General features: G+C 62.6%; 13 protein-coding genes. 6 read left to right on the top strand and 7 right to left on the bottom strand.

Annotated elements, in window-relative coordinates; genetic code table 11:
- Nucleotides 1–112 precede the first annotated feature (112 nt).
- The 3 genes from BB28_RS18130 to BB28_RS18120 all read left to right on the top strand — a co-directional run bounded on the left by BB28_RS18130 (nt 113) and on the right by BB28_RS18120 (nt 3,137).
- Nucleotides 113–1,321, top strand: coding sequence for a 5-(carboxyamino)imidazole ribonucleotide synthase (locus BB28_RS18130; RefSeq protein ID WP_109550576.1), 1,209 nt, complete (start codon nt 113–115; stop codon nt 1,319–1,321).
- A 97-nt stretch (nt 1,322–1,418) separates the two neighbouring features.
- Nucleotides 1,419–1,919 (top strand): 5-(carboxyamino)imidazole ribonucleotide mutase, encoded by a 501-nt coding sequence (purE, locus tag BB28_RS18125; protein ID WP_030096886.1) that lies wholly within the window; start codon nt 1,419–1,421, stop codon nt 1,917–1,919.
- Nucleotides 1,920–1,973: 54 nt separating this feature from the next.
- The gene (locus BB28_RS18120; protein ID WP_030096887.1) at nt 1,974–3,137 is read left to right on the top strand and encodes an acyl-CoA dehydrogenase; all 1,164 of its coding nucleotides are present in this window, start codon (nt 1,974–1,976) and stop codon (nt 3,135–3,137) included.
- A gap of 38 nt (nt 3,138–3,175) precedes the next feature.
- Here the strand turns inward: BB28_RS18120 and BB28_RS24700 are convergent, their stop codons facing one another.
- From BB28_RS24700 to BB28_RS18110, 3 genes are all read right to left on the bottom strand, one after another.
- Nucleotides 3,176–5,839 (bottom strand): tetratricopeptide repeat protein, encoded by a 2,664-nt coding sequence (locus BB28_RS24700; protein WP_075874156.1) that lies wholly within the window; start codon nt 5,837–5,839, stop codon nt 3,176–3,178.
- Between the two features lie 748 nt (nt 5,840–6,587).
- Nucleotides 6,588–7,274 (bottom strand): TIGR03089 family protein, encoded by a 687-nt coding sequence (locus tag BB28_RS18115; RefSeq protein WP_109550577.1) that lies wholly within the window; start codon nt 7,272–7,274, stop codon nt 6,588–6,590.
- On the bottom strand, nt 7,271–8,779 hold the full coding sequence (locus BB28_RS18110) for an LCP family protein (protein ID WP_046254513.1): 1,509 nt from the start codon (nt 8,777–8,779) through the stop codon (nt 7,271–7,273). Before BB28_RS18110 ends, BB28_RS18115 begins: the two co-directional genes overlap by 4 nt.
- Before the next feature lie 120 nt (nt 8,780–8,899).
- Here BB28_RS18110 and rfbD point away from each other — a divergent pair, with 120 nt between their 5' ends.
- From rfbD to manB, 3 genes are all read left to right on the top strand, one after another.
- Nucleotides 8,900–9,754, top strand: a complete 855-nt coding sequence (gene rfbD / locus BB28_RS18105) for a dTDP-4-dehydrorhamnose reductase (RefSeq protein WP_046254512.1) — start codon at nt 8,900–8,902, stop codon at nt 9,752–9,754.
- 69 nt (nt 9,755–9,823) lie between these two features.
- Nucleotides 9,824–10,687, top strand: coding sequence for a glycosyltransferase family 2 protein (locus BB28_RS18100; RefSeq protein WP_046255953.1), 864 nt, complete (start codon nt 9,824–9,826; stop codon nt 10,685–10,687).
- Nucleotide 10,688: 1 nt separating this feature from the next.
- On the top strand, nt 10,689–11,768 hold the full coding sequence (manB, locus tag BB28_RS18095; RefSeq protein WP_046254511.1) for a mannose-1-phosphate guanylyltransferase: 1,080 nt from the start codon (nt 10,689–10,691) through the stop codon (nt 11,766–11,768).
- On the opposite strand, the gene BB28_RS18090 is transcribed toward manB, so the two are convergent.
- The 4 genes from BB28_RS18090 to cofD form a co-directional block, all read right to left on the bottom strand.
- Nucleotides 11,765–13,120, bottom strand: a complete 1,356-nt coding sequence (locus tag BB28_RS18090) for a hypothetical protein (protein WP_046254510.1) — start codon at nt 13,118–13,120, stop codon at nt 11,765–11,767. The two genes, manB and BB28_RS18090, sit on opposite strands and share 4 nt — an antisense overlap.
- An 85-nt stretch (nt 13,121–13,205) precedes the next feature.
- Complete coding sequence (locus BB28_RS18085; protein WP_046254509.1) at nt 13,206–13,757, bottom strand: NUDIX hydrolase; 552 nt, start codon at nt 13,755–13,757, stop codon at nt 13,206–13,208.
- Nucleotides 13,757–15,133 (bottom strand): coenzyme F420-0:L-glutamate ligase, encoded by a 1,377-nt coding sequence (locus tag BB28_RS18080; RefSeq protein ID WP_046254508.1) that lies wholly within the window; start codon nt 15,131–15,133, stop codon nt 13,757–13,759. Before BB28_RS18080 ends, BB28_RS18085 begins: the two co-directional genes overlap by 1 nt.
- Entirely contained in the window at nt 15,130–16,098 is a 969-nt protein-coding gene (cofD, locus tag BB28_RS18075; protein ID WP_046255952.1) for a 2-phospho-L-lactate transferase, read from the bottom strand. The genes BB28_RS18080 and cofD overlap by 4 nt, the downstream gene beginning before the upstream one ends.
- Nucleotides 16,099–16,421 lie beyond the last annotated feature (323 nt).

Genomic DNA, 16,421 nt, shown 5'->3' with positions numbered 1-16,421 from the left:
CAGACCTCATGTGGGTACGGGCGTGTACGTGATCGCCTGATCCTGGCTGCTGACGACGGCTGAGACGGACCGTTCCGGCGGGGCCGTGTGGCCAGCATGACAACATATGTCTGTGCCCGAAACTCCCGTCGTCACCATGATCGGTGGTGGTCAGCTGGCCCGGATGACCCATCAGGCGTCGATCGCGCTGGGTCAGACACTGCGGGTGCTGGCACATGCCGCCGATGAGCCGGCGGCTCAAGTCACCCCCGATGTCGTATTCGGTTCGCATACCGATCTTGATGATCTGCGCCGCGCGGCGAAGGGGGCCACCGTGCTCACCTTCGACCACGAACACGTCCCCACCGCGTTCCTGGAGACCCTGCAGGGCGAGGGCGTCAATGTGCAGCCACCGCCGTCGGCGCTCATCTACGCGCAGGACAAGACGTTCATGCGACGCAAATTGAAGAGCATCGGGGCTCCGGTGCCCGGATTCGCCGATATCAGGACCGTCGCCGACGTCGAGCGGTTTGCCGCGGAGACGGGCAGCCGGGTGGTGCTGAAGGCGGTGCGGGGCGGATACGACGGCCGCGGCGTGTGGATCACCGACGATCTGGATGAGGCGCGCGCGGTGGCCGCCGAGCAGCTGGCGGCGGGTGTGGACCTGCTTGCCGAGGAACGTGTCGACATGCGCCGTGAGCTGTCGGCGATGGTGGCCCGCTCACCGTTCGGGCAGGGTGCCGCCTGGCCTGTGGTGGAAACCGTTCAGCGGGATGGGATTTGTGCGGTCGTCATCGCGCCGGCACCCGAGCTGCCCGAAGAACGGGCGATGGAGGCCGAGCAGCTGGCGCTGCGGATCGCCACCGAGCTCGGTGTGACCGGATGCCTGGCGGTGGAACTATTTGAAACCAATGACGGCCGATTGCTGGTCAATGAACTGGCCATGCGACCACACAACTCCGGGCATTGGAGCATGGACGGCGCGCGGACCGGGCAATTCGAGCAGCATCTGCGCGCCGTGCTCGACTACCCGCTCGGCTCCACCGAACCGCTGGCTCCGGTGACCGTCATGGCCAATGTGTTGGGTGCAGCTGAGACGCCCGCAATGTCACTTGATGAACGGATGCACCATTTGATGGGCCGCATCCCGGAGGCGAAGGTGCACTTGTACGGCAAGGGCGAGCGTGCGGGCCGCAAGCTCGGGCATGTGAACATCCAAGGCCGCGCGGATGGTTCGCCGGCCGATCCGCAATATGTGGCCGAGGTGCGCGAGCGTGCAGAGCGTGCCGCGCACTGGCTCTCGCACGCGGTATGGACCGACGGATGGCAAGCGACACACTGATGAGCGCTTGCGCGAAGAAGCGGAGGCACTGATGAGCTTGCGCGAAGAGGCGAAGGCGCTGATAAGCGACTGCGCGACGATGAGAGGACGCTGAATAGTGAGTGCACGGGTCGGCCTGATCATGGGCAGCGACAGTGACTGGTCGGTGATGTCGGATGCCGCGAATGCTTTGGCAGAGTTCGCAATTCCCTTTGAGGTGGGCGTTGTCTCGGCACACCGCACCCCGGCGCGCATGCTGGAGTACGCACAGACGGCCGCCGACCGGGGCATCCAGGTGATCATCGCCGGGGCAGGCGGGGCCGCGCATCTGCCCGGCATGGTGGCCTCGGCCACCCCGTTGCCGGTCATCGGCGTTCCGGTGCCGCTGGCGCGGCTGGATGGTCTGGACTCCCTGCTGTCCATCGTGCAGATGCCTGCGGGTGTGCCCGTCGCGACGGTGTCGATCGGTGGAGCCCGCAACGCCGGGCTGCTGGCCGCGCGCATCCTGGGGGTCTCCGACACGACGCTGCGGGACAAGGTGGTTGCCTTCCAAGCGAGCATGGAAGCAACCGTTTTGGAGAAGGATGAGGCGCTGCGGCGCAGACTATTAGGCGACTAAATTGACCGTGACGTACAGTTAACGGCGACTAACTGTTCGATCCTGGAGGCTGTGATGGCTGGAAACCCGTCGTTTGACCTGTTCAAGCTGGCAGAAGAGCATGACGAGTTGCGTGCGGCGATCCGTGGCCTGGCTGAAAAAGAGATCGCTCCCTACGCCAAGGATGTCGACGAGAAGGCCCGGTTCCCCCAGGAGGCCCTCGATGCGCTGGTCGCCTCGGGCTTCAATGCCGTGCACGTTCCCGAGGAGTACGACGGTCAGGGCGCCGATAGCGTGGCCGCCTGCATCGTCATCGAAGAGGTGGCCCGGGTCTGCGCGTCGTCGTCGTTGATCCCCGCCGTCAACAAGCTCGGCACCATGGGGCTGATCCTCAGCGGCTCCGACGAGCTCAAGAAGCAGGTTTTGCCATCCATCGCCAGCGGCGAGGCCATGGCCTCTTACGCGCTGTCCGAGCGCGAGGCCGGCAGCGACGCGGCCAGCATGCGCACTCGTGCCAAGGCGGACGGCGATGACTGGATCATCAATGGCAGCAAGTGCTGGATCACCAACGGTGGCAAGTCTTCCTGGTACACCGTGATGGCAGTGACCGATCCCGAGAAGAAGGCGCACGGCATCTCGGCCTTCATGGTGCACAAGGACGACGAGGGTTTCACGGTCGGCCCGCTGGAGCACAAGCTGGGTATCAAGGGCTCGCCCACCGCGGAGCTGTACTTCGAGAACTGCCGGATTCCGGGCGACCGGATCATCGGCCAGCCGGGCACCGGTTTCAAGACCGCGCTGGAGACGCTCGATCACACCCGGCCCACCATCGGCGCGCAGGCCCTCGGGATCGCGCAGGGTGCGCTCGACGCCGCGATTGCGTACACCAAGGACCGCAAGCAGTTTGGCCGGTCCATCAGCGACTTCCAGGGTGTGCAGTTCATGCTCGCCGATATGGCGATGAAGGTCGAGGCCGCCCGCCTGCTGGTGTACACCGCGGCGGCTCGTGCCGAGCGCGGCGAGAAGAGCCTGGGCTTCATCTCCTCGGCCTCGAAGTGCTTCGCCTCCGATGTGGCCATGGAGGTCACCACCGATGCCGTGCAGCTGTTCGGCGGCGCCGGGTACACCACCGACTTCCCGGTGGAGCGGATGATGCGCGATGCCAAGATCACCCAGATCTACGAGGGCACCAACCAGATTCAGCGCGTGGTGATGACCCGCGCCCTGCTTGGTTCCTAGCCCGCGTCTTTAAGAGGCAAGGTTGGAATGGAGGGTGGCTAGATATCAAGATCGGTCCCTTGTGGGCAATGAGCAGCATTCTCCGCATGCAGTTCTTTGGCTCTGTCACCTCGGCCAGTTGTAATGAAAAACTCTGCAGTATTAGTCCGGTTTTGAATAGTCTCCTGATGCGCCGGACCGAAGGCTCGAACGTAGCTAACGAGATTATCCTCAAACAATGTTGTTGCTTCGGCCGGCTGTCCGGAGCGGGCAAGCATCCAGGCAAGGTTGTTTCTATTCATTAGAGTAATCGGATGGTCAGAGCTCAGTGCGTGTTCGCAGGTTGATAGCGTGGCTCGGGAACGGTCAATGGCTCTCGTAGCGTCACCGTGGAGAAAAAGGCAGTTAGCGAGGCTCCCCCCTGAAACTAGTGTATCTGGATGATCTTTCCCTAGAATGCGCTCACGGTCGGTGAGGAGCGCGGTACTGAGCTCAACTGCCGTGCTGAAATTTCTGGAGCTGTAGTGTGCGCTGGCAAGGTTGTGTCGAATAGTCATGCAGTCTGGGTGGGCTGCGCCGAGAACTTCAGTCGCATGGTCAAGGGCGGCCGTGTAGAGCTCGATGGCGATAACAATTTGTCCTGCTGACTCGTAGATGGTGGCAACGTTGTTACGAGAGGCGATAGTATCTGGATGGCGATCGCCAAGTACGCGTTCCCTAGAGATCAGAGTCTGAGTGTGTGCCGCCATCGCCTCTGGCAGGTTTCCTTTGAGTTTAAATGCATTCGCGAGGTTGTTTCGGCAGGTGAATGTCTCGGGATTGTCGGGCCCAAGAGTTCGCTCTCGAGTTGCAAGATTATCTTGAAATAACTGGATCGACTCGTCGTATCTGCCGATTGCACTGTAGATATCGGCGAGATTATCAAGTGCTATTAGCGTATACGGGTGGTCCGGGCCGAGTATTGTTCGACATTCTTCTACGGTGGTATTAGCGAGATCTAATGCGGCATTGAGATTTCCTGCTCTTCTATATGTATTCACAAGATTGCTGTAAGAAACGAGAGTATCGGGATGGTCCAGACCCAGTGTGCGGGTACGGTCTTCAAGATTAGCTTTATGAATTAAAATCGCATCTTGTGGTCTGCCGGCGGCAACCATGATAGTCGCAAGGTTGTTAAGCACCGTGAGGGTTCCTCGATGGTCCTGCCCCCAAGTGTGTTTGCAACATTGGATCGTTTGCTCGGCCAATTTGATTGCATCAGTCAGCCTGCCGGTAAGTGCATAAGTGATAGCGAGGTCACTTTGAGAAGTCAGAGTTTCTGGATGCTTTAAGCCAAGGATTCGTTTGCGATTTTCTAGGTTCTCCTCAAATATTTGAATCGCTTTGTCGACCTGACCAGAAAGTTTGTATGCGCTCGCCAACATATTGCGCAGTGTTAAAGTGTCTGGGGATTGTGGGCCGCACGTCTTCACCGCAGAGTCGAATGCGGCTTCGAGTGAATGGATAGCCTGCTCAGGAAGCATGGCGTATATGTAAGCCCGCCCGAGGCAGGCCTTTGCAAATATGGTGTGCAGGTGATCTGGGCCAAGTTTATTGACGCAGTCCTTCACTACTTCACCACCAATTGCTGTAGATCGCTCTAAACTGGCTGATTCTGTTAAGAAGACTACCGACCAGATTCTTGCTGCAATGGCTTTAGTCCAGGTGTCGATGTTTGTAGTTTGAGGTAGTCCAGTCGCCCAGATTGCCTCAATCTGCTCAACGATGTGTGTGCCTTTGTTGCGTTGGCTCCATGCTTCATTAAAGTCAAAGAGAAAAGGGCCGAGAGCTTCCAATGCGCGAATTACCAGCTCTTCTTCTGTATTTTCTGAATTAGCACGTTCACGTATCACTCGGCCGACTAGACGATGCATTCGCAGCGAACCACCCGTCGTTGACCATGATAACAATGAACTTCTATCGCACCATTCAAGGATGGAGTCATCTGCTATGCCGTCGTTTGGTAGGGCCCACCTGTAGACGCCACCCGGTGAAAGCATTGCGATTAGGCCCAATAGGTGACGTATCGCCTTGCTGTCCATGTCATCGTCGCCTGCTTCAACGGCTTCGATTGACAACAAAATGGCTTGTACTACGGGTATCGGATACTCGTGACCAGCCCGTCGGTTTAGCAGAGACGGTAGTTTTTTGCTCTTGAGCATTCGCAGATACTCGGCAAAGTGGAGGTGCCTTCGGTGAATGGTTGATGCTGCTGCCGACAAGGCTAGTGGATGACCATCAAGCTCAATAGCTATGGAAGCCGCGCCTTTTTTGTCGGCCAAGCCAGTGCAATCTAGAAGATAGCGAATAGCTTGTGCGTGTTTGAAACTTTCAACTTTTATGGGCTCGCCCAGGGGCTCGAAGTCTCTGTTGGTAGTGGTGATAACAATGCTTGTGCGGCCTGTAGCTGGTAGGAGCTTTCGAATGCTATCGGGATCAATTGCGTTGTCGAAGACTAGAAGCCCTGCCTCTTCTCGCACCGCCAGATAATTTTTTAGGTTTCTGGCCGAAATATCTGGGTCTCCATTAGGGTCAGCAATCCCCAGTTTTGTTGCGAGTTCAGTAAGGCTACTGCATGCGTTCTCGTAAGTGTCTGCGTTTATCCATCCAACGAGGCTGTATCCCTCCAAGATGTTCGCTCGACATAATGCCGCTGCTATCTGAGTCTTTCCCGTTCCACGCATTCCATGAAGGACTGTGGTTGTTGACTCCTTGAGGGCGCTTGAAAGTGTCCTTGACTCATCTCGCGTGACTAGATGCGCCGATGCTCGTGGAATTTCTCCGACTATTACACGATTTTCTGGATGGAACCTATGAGCGTGATGCTCGATGACGGCAGTGATTGACAGATTGTGGGCTGTTACATTCCGAAGTCCTATTGGTAGGCTTGGTAATTCTGGGGAAGGCGCGGGGCCTGTTACAGAGGCCGCCGCGCCTCGATAGGGTGCTGCGAATCATGTTCCTTCGTGGTGACCCGACTGATGTGAATACCATCGCTGAAACGGGATCGGTCGACTGTGACGCCTGACCCGGACGTCACAACATCTTTGATATCTAAACTTGTTGCTTTGACATCAGATAGGTGAACACCCGCATGATGACGACCAGGTTCGTCACTCTTGGGCTCCTTCGCTTTGTGATAGAGCCACATTGACGTTCCGAAGCCTGCAAGGGTGGCGAGACCAACGAATATCCATGAGATTGCGGATGCGGCACTGCTTGTGGCGTAGTTTATTGCGACACCTAAAGAGCAGGTAGATGCGGTTGTTCCGAGCATTGGAGCTGCGAGTCGCCACGTTCTTGAGCCGTTGATCAATTTCCGTACCCCCATTGCTTGTGTTGACTGACATCGAAGTGCCCGTAACGTCTAATTGCAGTTGAATGCCTAACTGTGGACGCGCGGTCCTTCTTTGGCTTTTGACGGTACCCCGATCACGGCCGCGTACGGGTGACCTTTTCGGAGGTGACCCGGCGTTCTTGCGCGCCCGGGTCCGGATTGGCCACCTGCACCAGAGAGGCTCCGGCGATGAGCACTGCCAGCAGATTCTCGATCAGCTTGTCCGGGCTGTCCCAGGAGCCGGTGCCCAGCACCCGATCCTCGGCCGTGATGCCTTGCGCCGTGGCACTTTCCCGTGCGGCAGCGGCAACGTCCCCGACGTTGCGGCCGTTCAGGGCGGGACCGGCACCGGCGGGTGAGAACCGGTCGCCGTGTACCCGGACTGCCGTCGAATAGTCGGTCAATCCCAGCGGCAGGTCCGGTACGGGGCGCCCGAACGCATCAAGCGACAGCACGCACACCTCGTCGGCATCCGGTTCGTCGCCAAGCGTGCAGAACGCCACGTCGGCACTGTCCTCGCCGCCGAGCACCACTTCGGCTCCGGCCCACCAGATTCCAAGCAGTACGCCCGCTGTCTGCCAATGTGCGGGCAGCCGCACCGCGACCGTGGACCCGGGTCCGGCACCGAATTCGTCACGCAACATGTTGGCGGTCTTGGCGGCCCAGTTGGCCAGCGTCACCGTCGAGAGTTCGATGCGTTCGCCGGAGGCGTCGTCGTAATAGGTGACCCGGGGGGCTGGGTTGTTCGCATCGCCCAGCAGCAGGGAGGTGAGATCCATCAGTTGACGCAACGCGGGCCGTTGGCCGCCGTGAAAATCGGCGACGGGGGCGGGGGCGCTGCCTCTTCTTCGGTGGAGGAGCCGGTATCCGAGGCGGCAGGTGTGGTCTCACGGCCAGATCCCGGGCCGTGGTAGTCGTTGGACAGCACCACGCGCACGGTGTGCTCGGCCAGGCCCGGTTTCTGCACTACCTGCAATCCCAACGCCTCGGCCACTGCCTTGGCGCCCACGTCGTCCGACTCCGCGGCCTGAACCTGGCTGTTGCCGGCATGCTCGGCCTCGTTGTTGCCCACCTTGCCTGCGGTGAATCCCTTGCCCACCAACAGTTCCGACACTGCAGCGGCCAGGCCGTTGATCTGGGTCTCATTGACGACGTCGGCGATCGTCTGGTCCTTGGAATAGGTGGCCTCTTCGGTCTTGCCCTGGGCCTGCTGGTCCAGCAAACCGGATACCCAACTGCGCACCTGATCGGGATCGACCTTCACGACACTTTGGGTGCCATCCTCGGTCCAACCATCCTCACGCAGAATGGGAATGGTCGCGAATGCCACGTTGCCCCCGGACAGCTTCTGTAGCTGCTTGATGAAGTCCATGACGTCCCATCCCTCACTGAGCACCACGGTGCGCGTGATCGCATCGCGCAGCTTGCCCAGCGTGGAGGGGTTGGTGAGCGTGCCCCCGGAGAGCGCCGAGTGCGCCAGTGACGACATCACCACCTGCTGGCGGACCACACGATCGAGGTCACCGCGCGGCAGATCGTGGCGTTGTCGCACGAAACTCAATGCGTTGGGGCCATCGAGTGTCTGCGGACCGGCGGGAAAGTCGGCTCCCGACATCGGTTCGTACACAGCCTCGTTCAGGCACACGTCGACACCACCGAGCGCGTTGGTCATCAGCACGAATCCGAGCATGCTGACCTCGGCGTAGCGATCGACGGTGACGCCGGTCAGCTTGGCCACGGTCTGGGTGAGCGCCGAACGCCCGGCGTCGACGGATTCGCGTTCGGCGGCTTCCAGTGTCTCGCCGGATTCAACGCGTTTCTGACGGTCGTTCTCTTTGGCTTCGCCGTAGACGCCGTTGATCTTTCCCTTGCTGCCATCCGGGACGGTGACATAGGAGTCGCGGGGGATGGAGATCGCCGTTGCGGATTTTCCGTTGCTGGGGATGCGGATGAGGATGATGGTGTCGGTATTGGTGGCGGTCTCGTCCCCGGCCCTCAGCATGGACAGCTCGTCCTGCGAGAGCGGATTGCCGTGTGCGTCGCTGCGACTGTCGACGCCCACCATCAGAATGTCGATCGCGCCGTCATCGGGCCTTCCGGCATTGCCGAACAGACCAGGCAGATCGAACCGGGCGATGTTCGGATCGATGTTGCCGATCTTTCCCCAGGCGGCGCCGGTGACCACCATGACGGCGACGGCGGCGAGCGTCGCAATACCCCGCCACAGAGGGCGCGGCGTCTCCGTCTGCGACGAGCCGCTCGCGCGAGGAGCGTGAGGGTCGGTCACGGTGATCCGTTTCTTTTCCGGGCCGGGCGTTCGCCGGGCAACGAGTCTCAAGCCTCGTCAAGGCTACGTCGGGGTGGCTCTCATCCCTCGGAAGCGAAGTCGGCGTGCCAGACTCTCGGTGTGCTTGTTATCACCGGAGCGGGCGGTCAGCTCGGCACCCATCTGATTGCCCGTGCCGCGCTTCGCGCCCTCCCTGTCCGCGCCCTGAACTCGGCTGATTGGGATATTACCCGCGACGGCGTGCCCGACGGTGTGGTTGCTGCAGGGGACACCGTGATCAACTGCGCCGCGTACACCGCCGTGGATGCCGCGGAAAGCGACGAGGCCAGGGCGTACGCGGTCAATGCCGAAGGTCCTGCCCGGGTGGCCCAGGCGTGTCGCGAGGTTGGCGCCAGATTGATCCATATCTCCACCGATTACGTGTTCAGCGGTGAGTTCGGTGATGCCAACCCACGCCCGTACCGACCAGGTGACGCCACGGCTCCGGCCGGTGTGTACGCGCGCACCAAGGTCGCCGGAGAACGGGCCGTGCACGATGCCCTACCGACAGCGCAGGTGGTGCGCACGGCGTGGGTCTATACCGGCGTCAACGGGGATTTCGTCGGGGTCATGCGGCGATTGGCCGCGGGGGACGGCCCGGTGCGGGTGGTCACCGATCAGACCGGCTCTCCGACCTACGCCGCAGACCTTGCCGAGGCATTGTTGAACCTCGCGGCCTCCGACGTCCGCGAACCGTTGCTGCATGCGGCGGGGGGTGGAGCGGTGAACCGGTTCGACTGGGCGAAGGCCGTGTTCGAGCTGGTCGGGGCGGATACCTCGCGTCTGCAGCCCTGCCTGTCCGTCGATTTTCCGAGCGCAGCGCCCCGGCCGGTGTACACGGCACTTGACGGCGATCTGTGGGCCGAGGTGGGTCTGGCACCGCTGCGTCCGTGGCGCGACGCGTTGGCTGAGGCGCTGGCCACACACCAGGGGTAGGTACCCTCAAGCACCGTGCCTGATCCTCATCGCCCGAGTGGCTCGTCGGTGCCGCTCGAGCAGATCGCCGTGGTGACGGTGACGTACTCGCCTGGCGAGCATCTCCATCGCTTCCTCAGAACGCTGCGCCACGCCACCGATCGCCCGCTGCGGTTGATCCTGGCCGATAACGGTTCCACCGACGGGGCGCCCGAAGTGGCCGCCGAGGAGCCCGATGTCGAGCTGCTGCGCACCGGGGGCAATGTCGGCTACGGGAAGGCCGCCAACCTTGGGGTGGCGCAGGTTGATCCGGAAGCCGAATGGATTGTGATCGCGAACCCCGACGTGCAGTGGGGCCCGGGAAGCATCGATGCGCTGCTTGAGGTTGCGCAGCGCTGGCCCGCCGCGGGCGCGCTGGGTCCGCTTATTCGTGAGCCCGATGGTTCGGTGTATCCCTCGGCGCGAGTGGTGCCGTCGCTCGCGGGGGGTGCGCTTCACGCACTGCTGGGATCGGTGTGGCCCACCAATCCATGGACCGCGGCGTATCGCCAGGATCGGATGGAGCCGTCCGAGCGCATCGTGGGATGGCTCTCGGGATCGTGCCTGCTGCTGCGGCGCAAGGCCTTCGATGCCATCGGCGGGTTCGACACGCGGTACTTCATGTACATGGAGGACGTTGATCTCGGAGACCGGCTGGCACGTGCGGGCTGGCAGAACGTGTATGCGCCGAGCTCGGAGGTCGTGCATGCGAAAGGTCATGCGGCCGGTCGCGACCCGGCGCGCAGCCTCACCGCGCACCACGACAGCGTCTACATCTATCAATCAGACCGGCACCCGCATTGGTGGCAGGCACCGTTGCGTTGGAGCATTCGGGGCGCACTGGCGGCTCGATCTGCGATCGTGGTGCGCGCGGCCATCCGCGCCAACCGGCGCCGGGACAAGCAAGGAGGGTGATATGTCTGACCATGTGAAAGCCGATGCCGTCATCTTGGTGGGAGGGCAGGGCACCCGGCTGCGTCCACTGACGCTCTCGGCGCCCAAGCCGATGCTGCCGATCGCCGGCTTCCCCTTCCTGACGCATGTGTTGTCGCGGGTCGCCGCGGCCGGGATCGATCATGTGGTGCTCGGGACTTCCTACAAAGCCGAGGTCTTCGAGTCGGAGTTCGGCGACGGATCCAAGCTGGGCCTGTCGATCACGTATGTCACCGAAACCGAACCGCTGGGTACCGGTGGAGCCATCCGGAATGTGCTGGACCATCTGCGCCACGACACCGCCCTGGTGTTCAACGGCGATGTGTTGTCCGGCTTGGACTTGAAAGACCTTCTCGCGCAGCATGAGCAGACCCAGGCCGACCTGACGCTGCACCTGGTGCGGGTCGGCGACCCGCGCGCTTTTGGTTGTGTGCCCACCGATTCCACGGGCCGCGTGACCGCATTCCTGGAGAAGACCGAAGATCCGCCCACCGACCAGATCAACGCCGGGTGTTACGTGTTCCGGCGCGAGCTGATCGAACGGATCCCTGCCGGGCGGCCGGTCTCGGTTGAGCGAGAAGTCTTTCCAGGACTGCTGAGCAGTGGTGCCAAGGTATGTGGATACGTGGACACGAGCTACTGGCGCGATATGGGAACTCCCGAGGACTTCGTGCGCGGCTCGGCGGACCTGGTGCGCGGTATCGCGCCCTCACCAGCGATCCCCGAACATCCGGGTGAGGCTCTGGTGCACGATGGCGCCTCGGTGGCACCGGGCGCGCTGGTGATCGGTGGCACCGTGGTGGGTCGCGGAGCTGAAATCGGTCCCGGGGCACGGCTTGACGGTGCGGTCGTCTTCGACGGTGCCCGCATCGAGGCGGGCGCGGTGGTGGAACGCTCGATCATCGGGTTCGGTGCCCGCATCGGTCCGCGCGCGCTGGTGCGTGACGGTGTGATCGGTGACGGGGCCGATATCGGTGCGCGGTGCGAGCTGTTACGTGGCGCTCGGGTGTGGCCCGGAATCACCATTCCCGACGGTGGCATCCGGTACTCCTCGGACGTCTAGGGACTCGGCCGCACATCGGCGTCCGACGGCGCGTACTCGGCAGATGAGCCGAACATGCCTGAGGGGTTGGCGTTTTCGATGATCGTCGACGCCTTCGTGCTCGATAGCGGATTGTCCAGCGATTCCTGGGTGCCGAAGAACGGCAGCAATATCGGCGTGGTTGCCCCAGAGGCGTGCACCATGGTGAAGATCCGCAACACGGGGTGATCGGAAACCAGTTCCTCGATGACGCCGCGGGACGCGAACTGGGTTTCGGTACACAACGCCTTGCCGCCCAGGAAATCGTGGACCAGGGTTGATTCCCGGAGGAAGCCGATGACGTTCTCGCCGAGTGCGACCTGCGGGGGATAGCAGGTGCGTGTTTCCTTCACCGATCGGTGGGTGACGGCGATCAGGGTGACCTTGATAACCGCCAACCGGACGGTCCGGGAATCGATATCGATGATGGTGCTGCCCTGGTTCGTCGATCCGGGGGCCAGGAACGCCCCGCCGGACCCGCCGGAGGAGCCGGCATAGATTAGTCGCGCCTGGGCGGGCATCGCCGGAGTTTCGCGATAGTCCCCGAACTGGCTCCCGAGTGCGTTCAGGTGCCCGGCCACGATCTCGGGTGTAGGGGGTTCTGAGGGTGTGCCCTTGGGATAGACGACGACGCGGGTCAGGCTGGCCGGGACGTCGACGCGAAACGATCCACGGTTGTGGTACGTGGTCTTGGCCAGGACGTGGATGATGGGGCCGGTCGAGCCCACTGGCGTCAACTCGGTCTGCACGTCTATCAGCGGAAGCGAACTGTGCGTCATGTACTCGTTCTGAATCCAGAACTGCACCAACCCAATGAGGGGGAACAGTGCGACGACGGCGATGCCGGTTCTGGTCAGGGCGCCCGCCGCGTACCGGCTCAGATGCAGCACCCAGCACAGGGCGACGGCGCCCAATGCCAGCGCGACTCCTGTGATGCCCCCTAGTTGGCTTGCGGGACTACGCAGGTCGAGCAGCCAGACATAGGCGGCGAGGCAGATGACGAATACCTGGCTGGCCAGGGGGGTGAGCACCGAACTGTGCCGGTATTTCACAATCACCCCGATCGCCAGTGCGCAGGTGATGCCGATGGCAAGGAGCAGCGCGGTGCCCAGCAGATCCCACGCGTTCTGGGTCAACGTGGCGTTCTTGGCGGCCAGCCACAACACGATCGTGCCGTCGATGGCGATGCACAACACCAAGAGCGCCCGGACTCGCGGTCGTAGGTCTCCGACGGTGAACGTGTGCTGGGGCTCGTCACCACCGGGGGATGGCTCGCGGTCGAGCTTGGTGAATCTCGCGCTGCCACCGAAGGGGGTCTCAATCTTGATGTCCATGTGCGTCGCCTCACAGAATCGCCGCTGATGAGGGGACGATACGACGGCTCGTTACGCCGGATACGGGTAATGCACTACCCGACTTTCAACGCAGCCTGGCGCGGGCCCGCTCGGCCAACACGACCACCGAGGGATCCTCGGCCGGAATCTGGTCGATGGGCCACCAGCGCAGGTCCAGTGATTCGTCGCTGACGGTGATCTGGGCGCCCTCGGGCGCACGCGCCAGGAACTGCAGATCGAGATGGCGAGTCGGCACGCCCAGCGAGCACTTGATCGGGTGTACGTGTATGCCAAGCAGATTCGGCTCAAGAGTGAGGTCCGCTATCCCGGACTCCTCGGTGGCTTCGCGCAGCGCGGCGGCCCGGATGGTGGCGTCCTCCTCCTCGCAGTGACCACCCAGCTGAAGCCACTTACCCACGCGGGGGTGCAGGGTCAGCAGCGCCTGCGACCCGTCGTGGTTGACCACCAGCGCCGAGGCGGTGATATGGCCTGCGGCGCTGCGGCGGCGGCAGGCGTCCGGATTGGCGTCGAGAAAGGCCAGAACGGAGTGCCGCAGGCTGTCCTGCTCGGCATCGGGCGTTTCCCATGCGGAGAGCAGCTCGACGGCGGAAGCTTGCAGACCCGAGATGCGGCTCATCAGAGCTCAACCAGCATCTGGCCGGCGGGCAGGGGAGTGCGGGGTTCCAGCGTCTCCTCGGGGTATCCGTGCGGATACCCGATGGCGATGGCTCCCATCGGTTCCCATGAGGCATCCAGCTCGAGCTGCCTGCGGACGACGTCGGCGGCGAAGATGGTGGACCCGATCCAGCAGCTCCCCACGCCCCGCGCCGCCAGCGCCACCAACAGTGCCTGCACCGCCGCACCCACCGCGACGGTGAACATGGTGTGTTCCGCCGCATTCCGGCGCTCGTCCGGGTAGTCGTGGGCACCGTCGGGAACCAGGAACGGAATGACGACTTCGGGTGCGTCGTAGAGGATCTGTCCGCGGGCGACCCGTTTCTCGACGGACTCCGGGGTGCGCCCGTCTCCGCTGAGATCCACGGCCCATGCCTGCTTCATGGCATCCAACAGCGCGCGCCGTGTCGTCAGATCCCGTACCCATACGAATCTCACCGGATGGGTGTGGTGCGGAGCGGGCGCCGTCAACGCTTCGCCGATGGCTTCCCGTAGTAGGTCGGAATCTACTGCGATATCAGCGAATTGACGGATGGAGCGGCGCGCCAGCACCGCATCGCGACGCCCCTGCTCCAGCGCTTCCGCGGTGCCGAGCCAGAACAAATCGTCGGGGCCCGAGCGCTGGAGGTCGCGGGCCACGCTGCCGTCGTCGGGCACCGACAGGCCCCGCACCACAGCAACCGGTACGTCGGTGAGCTTGCCCTTGACAAGGTCGGCGGCGGCGGCGATCTCGTCGACGATGGCCACCTCTGTCACCTGAAGTTCGTTGCCGTGCTTGTCCTTTGCGCCGGCATAGCCATACAGGACGGGGATGCCGGAGGAACCGATGGCGGCATCGGTCTGGCCATTGCGCCAGGCCCGTCCCATGGTGTCGGTGATCACCACCGCTACGTTCACACCCAGCTGTCGCGACAGTGCTGCCCGCACCGCCGCCGCGCTGCCATCGGGGTCGGTGGGGAGCAGTACGAGTTCGGCGGTATCGACATTGGACGCGTCGATTCCGGCGGCGGCCTGCACGATGCCGATGGTGTTCTCGGTGATCAGTGTCTTTCCCTTGCGGGCCAGCACGCGGACCGACTCGGAGTCGATCAGTTTGCGCCGCAAGGTGTCCCGTGCTTCGGGATCGGTAGGCGCCGCGACGATGCGGCCCTCGGCCTTGGAGATGATCTTGCTGGTGATCACGATCACATCGCCGTCTCGGACCCACGGTGCCGCCTCGGCGATGGTCTTGGCGACATTGTCGCCGGGGCGGAATTCCGGCAGGCCCGCAATGGGTAAGATCTCCACCGGAGCCGCCGAACCATGTTCCGGTGCAGTGGAATCCGCAGATGAGGTCATAGGGTAACTCCGGCCAGTTCGAGTCCCGCACGCACCATCGCCGCCGTCGCGTCCGGGTCGGTCATGAGCAGCGGAATCGACCGTACCTGAACTCCCGCAATGTGAGCGGCGTCACCCTCGTCGACCAGCCAGCCGTCCAGGATGCCGGTCTGTGAGCGCGCGCCGAAGTGTTCCCCGACACCTTGTGAGCTCACCTCGACACCGATCACGCGCAAACATTCGTCAGCCATTCCGCGGAGCGGCTTACCGGACACGATGGGCGAGTACCCGATGACCGGAGCGGTGGTTGTGCGGAGTGCCCCGCGAACTCCGCCGACCGCCAGGACGGCCCCGATGCTCACCACCGGATTGGAGGGAGCCAGCAAGACAGCATCTGCCTCGGCGATGGCTTCGGCAACGCCGGGGCCGGCCTTTGCTTCGTCCGCGCCGACGAACGCAAAACTGTGCGTGGGTACCTGTGCTCGGTGCTGCACCCACCACTGTTGGAAGTGGATGGCGCGCTGCTCTCCATCGGCAGGGTCGGTGATCACCACGTGGGTCTCGCAGCGTTCGTCGCTGGCGGGTAACAGGCGGACTCCGGGCTGCCATCGATTGCATAACGCTTCGGTGACCGCTGATAGCGGGTAACCGGCCCGCAGCATTTGACTGCGTATCAGGTGAGTGGCCAGGTCCCTGTCGCCGAGCGAGAACCAGTCGGGCTGGGCGCCGTAGGCCGCCAGTTCCTCCATCGCGTTCCAGGTCTCGCCCCGGTGCCCCCAGCCGCGTTCCGGATCCACCCCTCCGCCCAGGGTGTACATGCAGGTGTCCAGGTCAGGGCAGATCCTGACGCCATGCATCCAGGCGTCGTCGCCAATGTTCACGATGGCGTTTATCTGATGCTTGCTGGAGTCTGATCCGAGCAAGCGTTGGACGCCGAGCAGGAAGCGCGCTCCGCCGACGCCGCCGACGAGGACGGTGAGTTTCACGCTGACCGAGACTAGTGCGCCGGCAATGATGCGACACGCCACGAGGGCGCCACGCCGATTTTGTCGGTCGTAGATGGTATGAATTTTCGTCCTTCGCTTGACCCCGGCAGCGAACACGTGTGTAATCACACCAGTGTCATTCCTCGGGCTGGGTTTGGAAGTTGCAGGCGCAGACCGGGATTCGATCAGATGTTCGAATGGAATGGCCGGGAAAACGACAATGTGGCACGAAACCGGGCACGACGACTGCAAGTGGGAATGGTGAGGAGGCGGGACGATGCTGTTCGGGCACAATGAATTTGGCGCACACGACGAGCTGAGTT

It is taken from the genome of Mycobacteroides chelonae CCUG 47445 (genome assembly GCF_001632805.1).
Lineage (GTDB): Bacteria > Actinomycetota > Actinomycetes > Mycobacteriales > Mycobacteriaceae > Mycobacterium > Mycobacterium chelonae.
The sequence above is the reverse complement of the archived record's forward strand: the minus strand, read 5'-3'. Positions and strand labels throughout refer to the sequence as shown.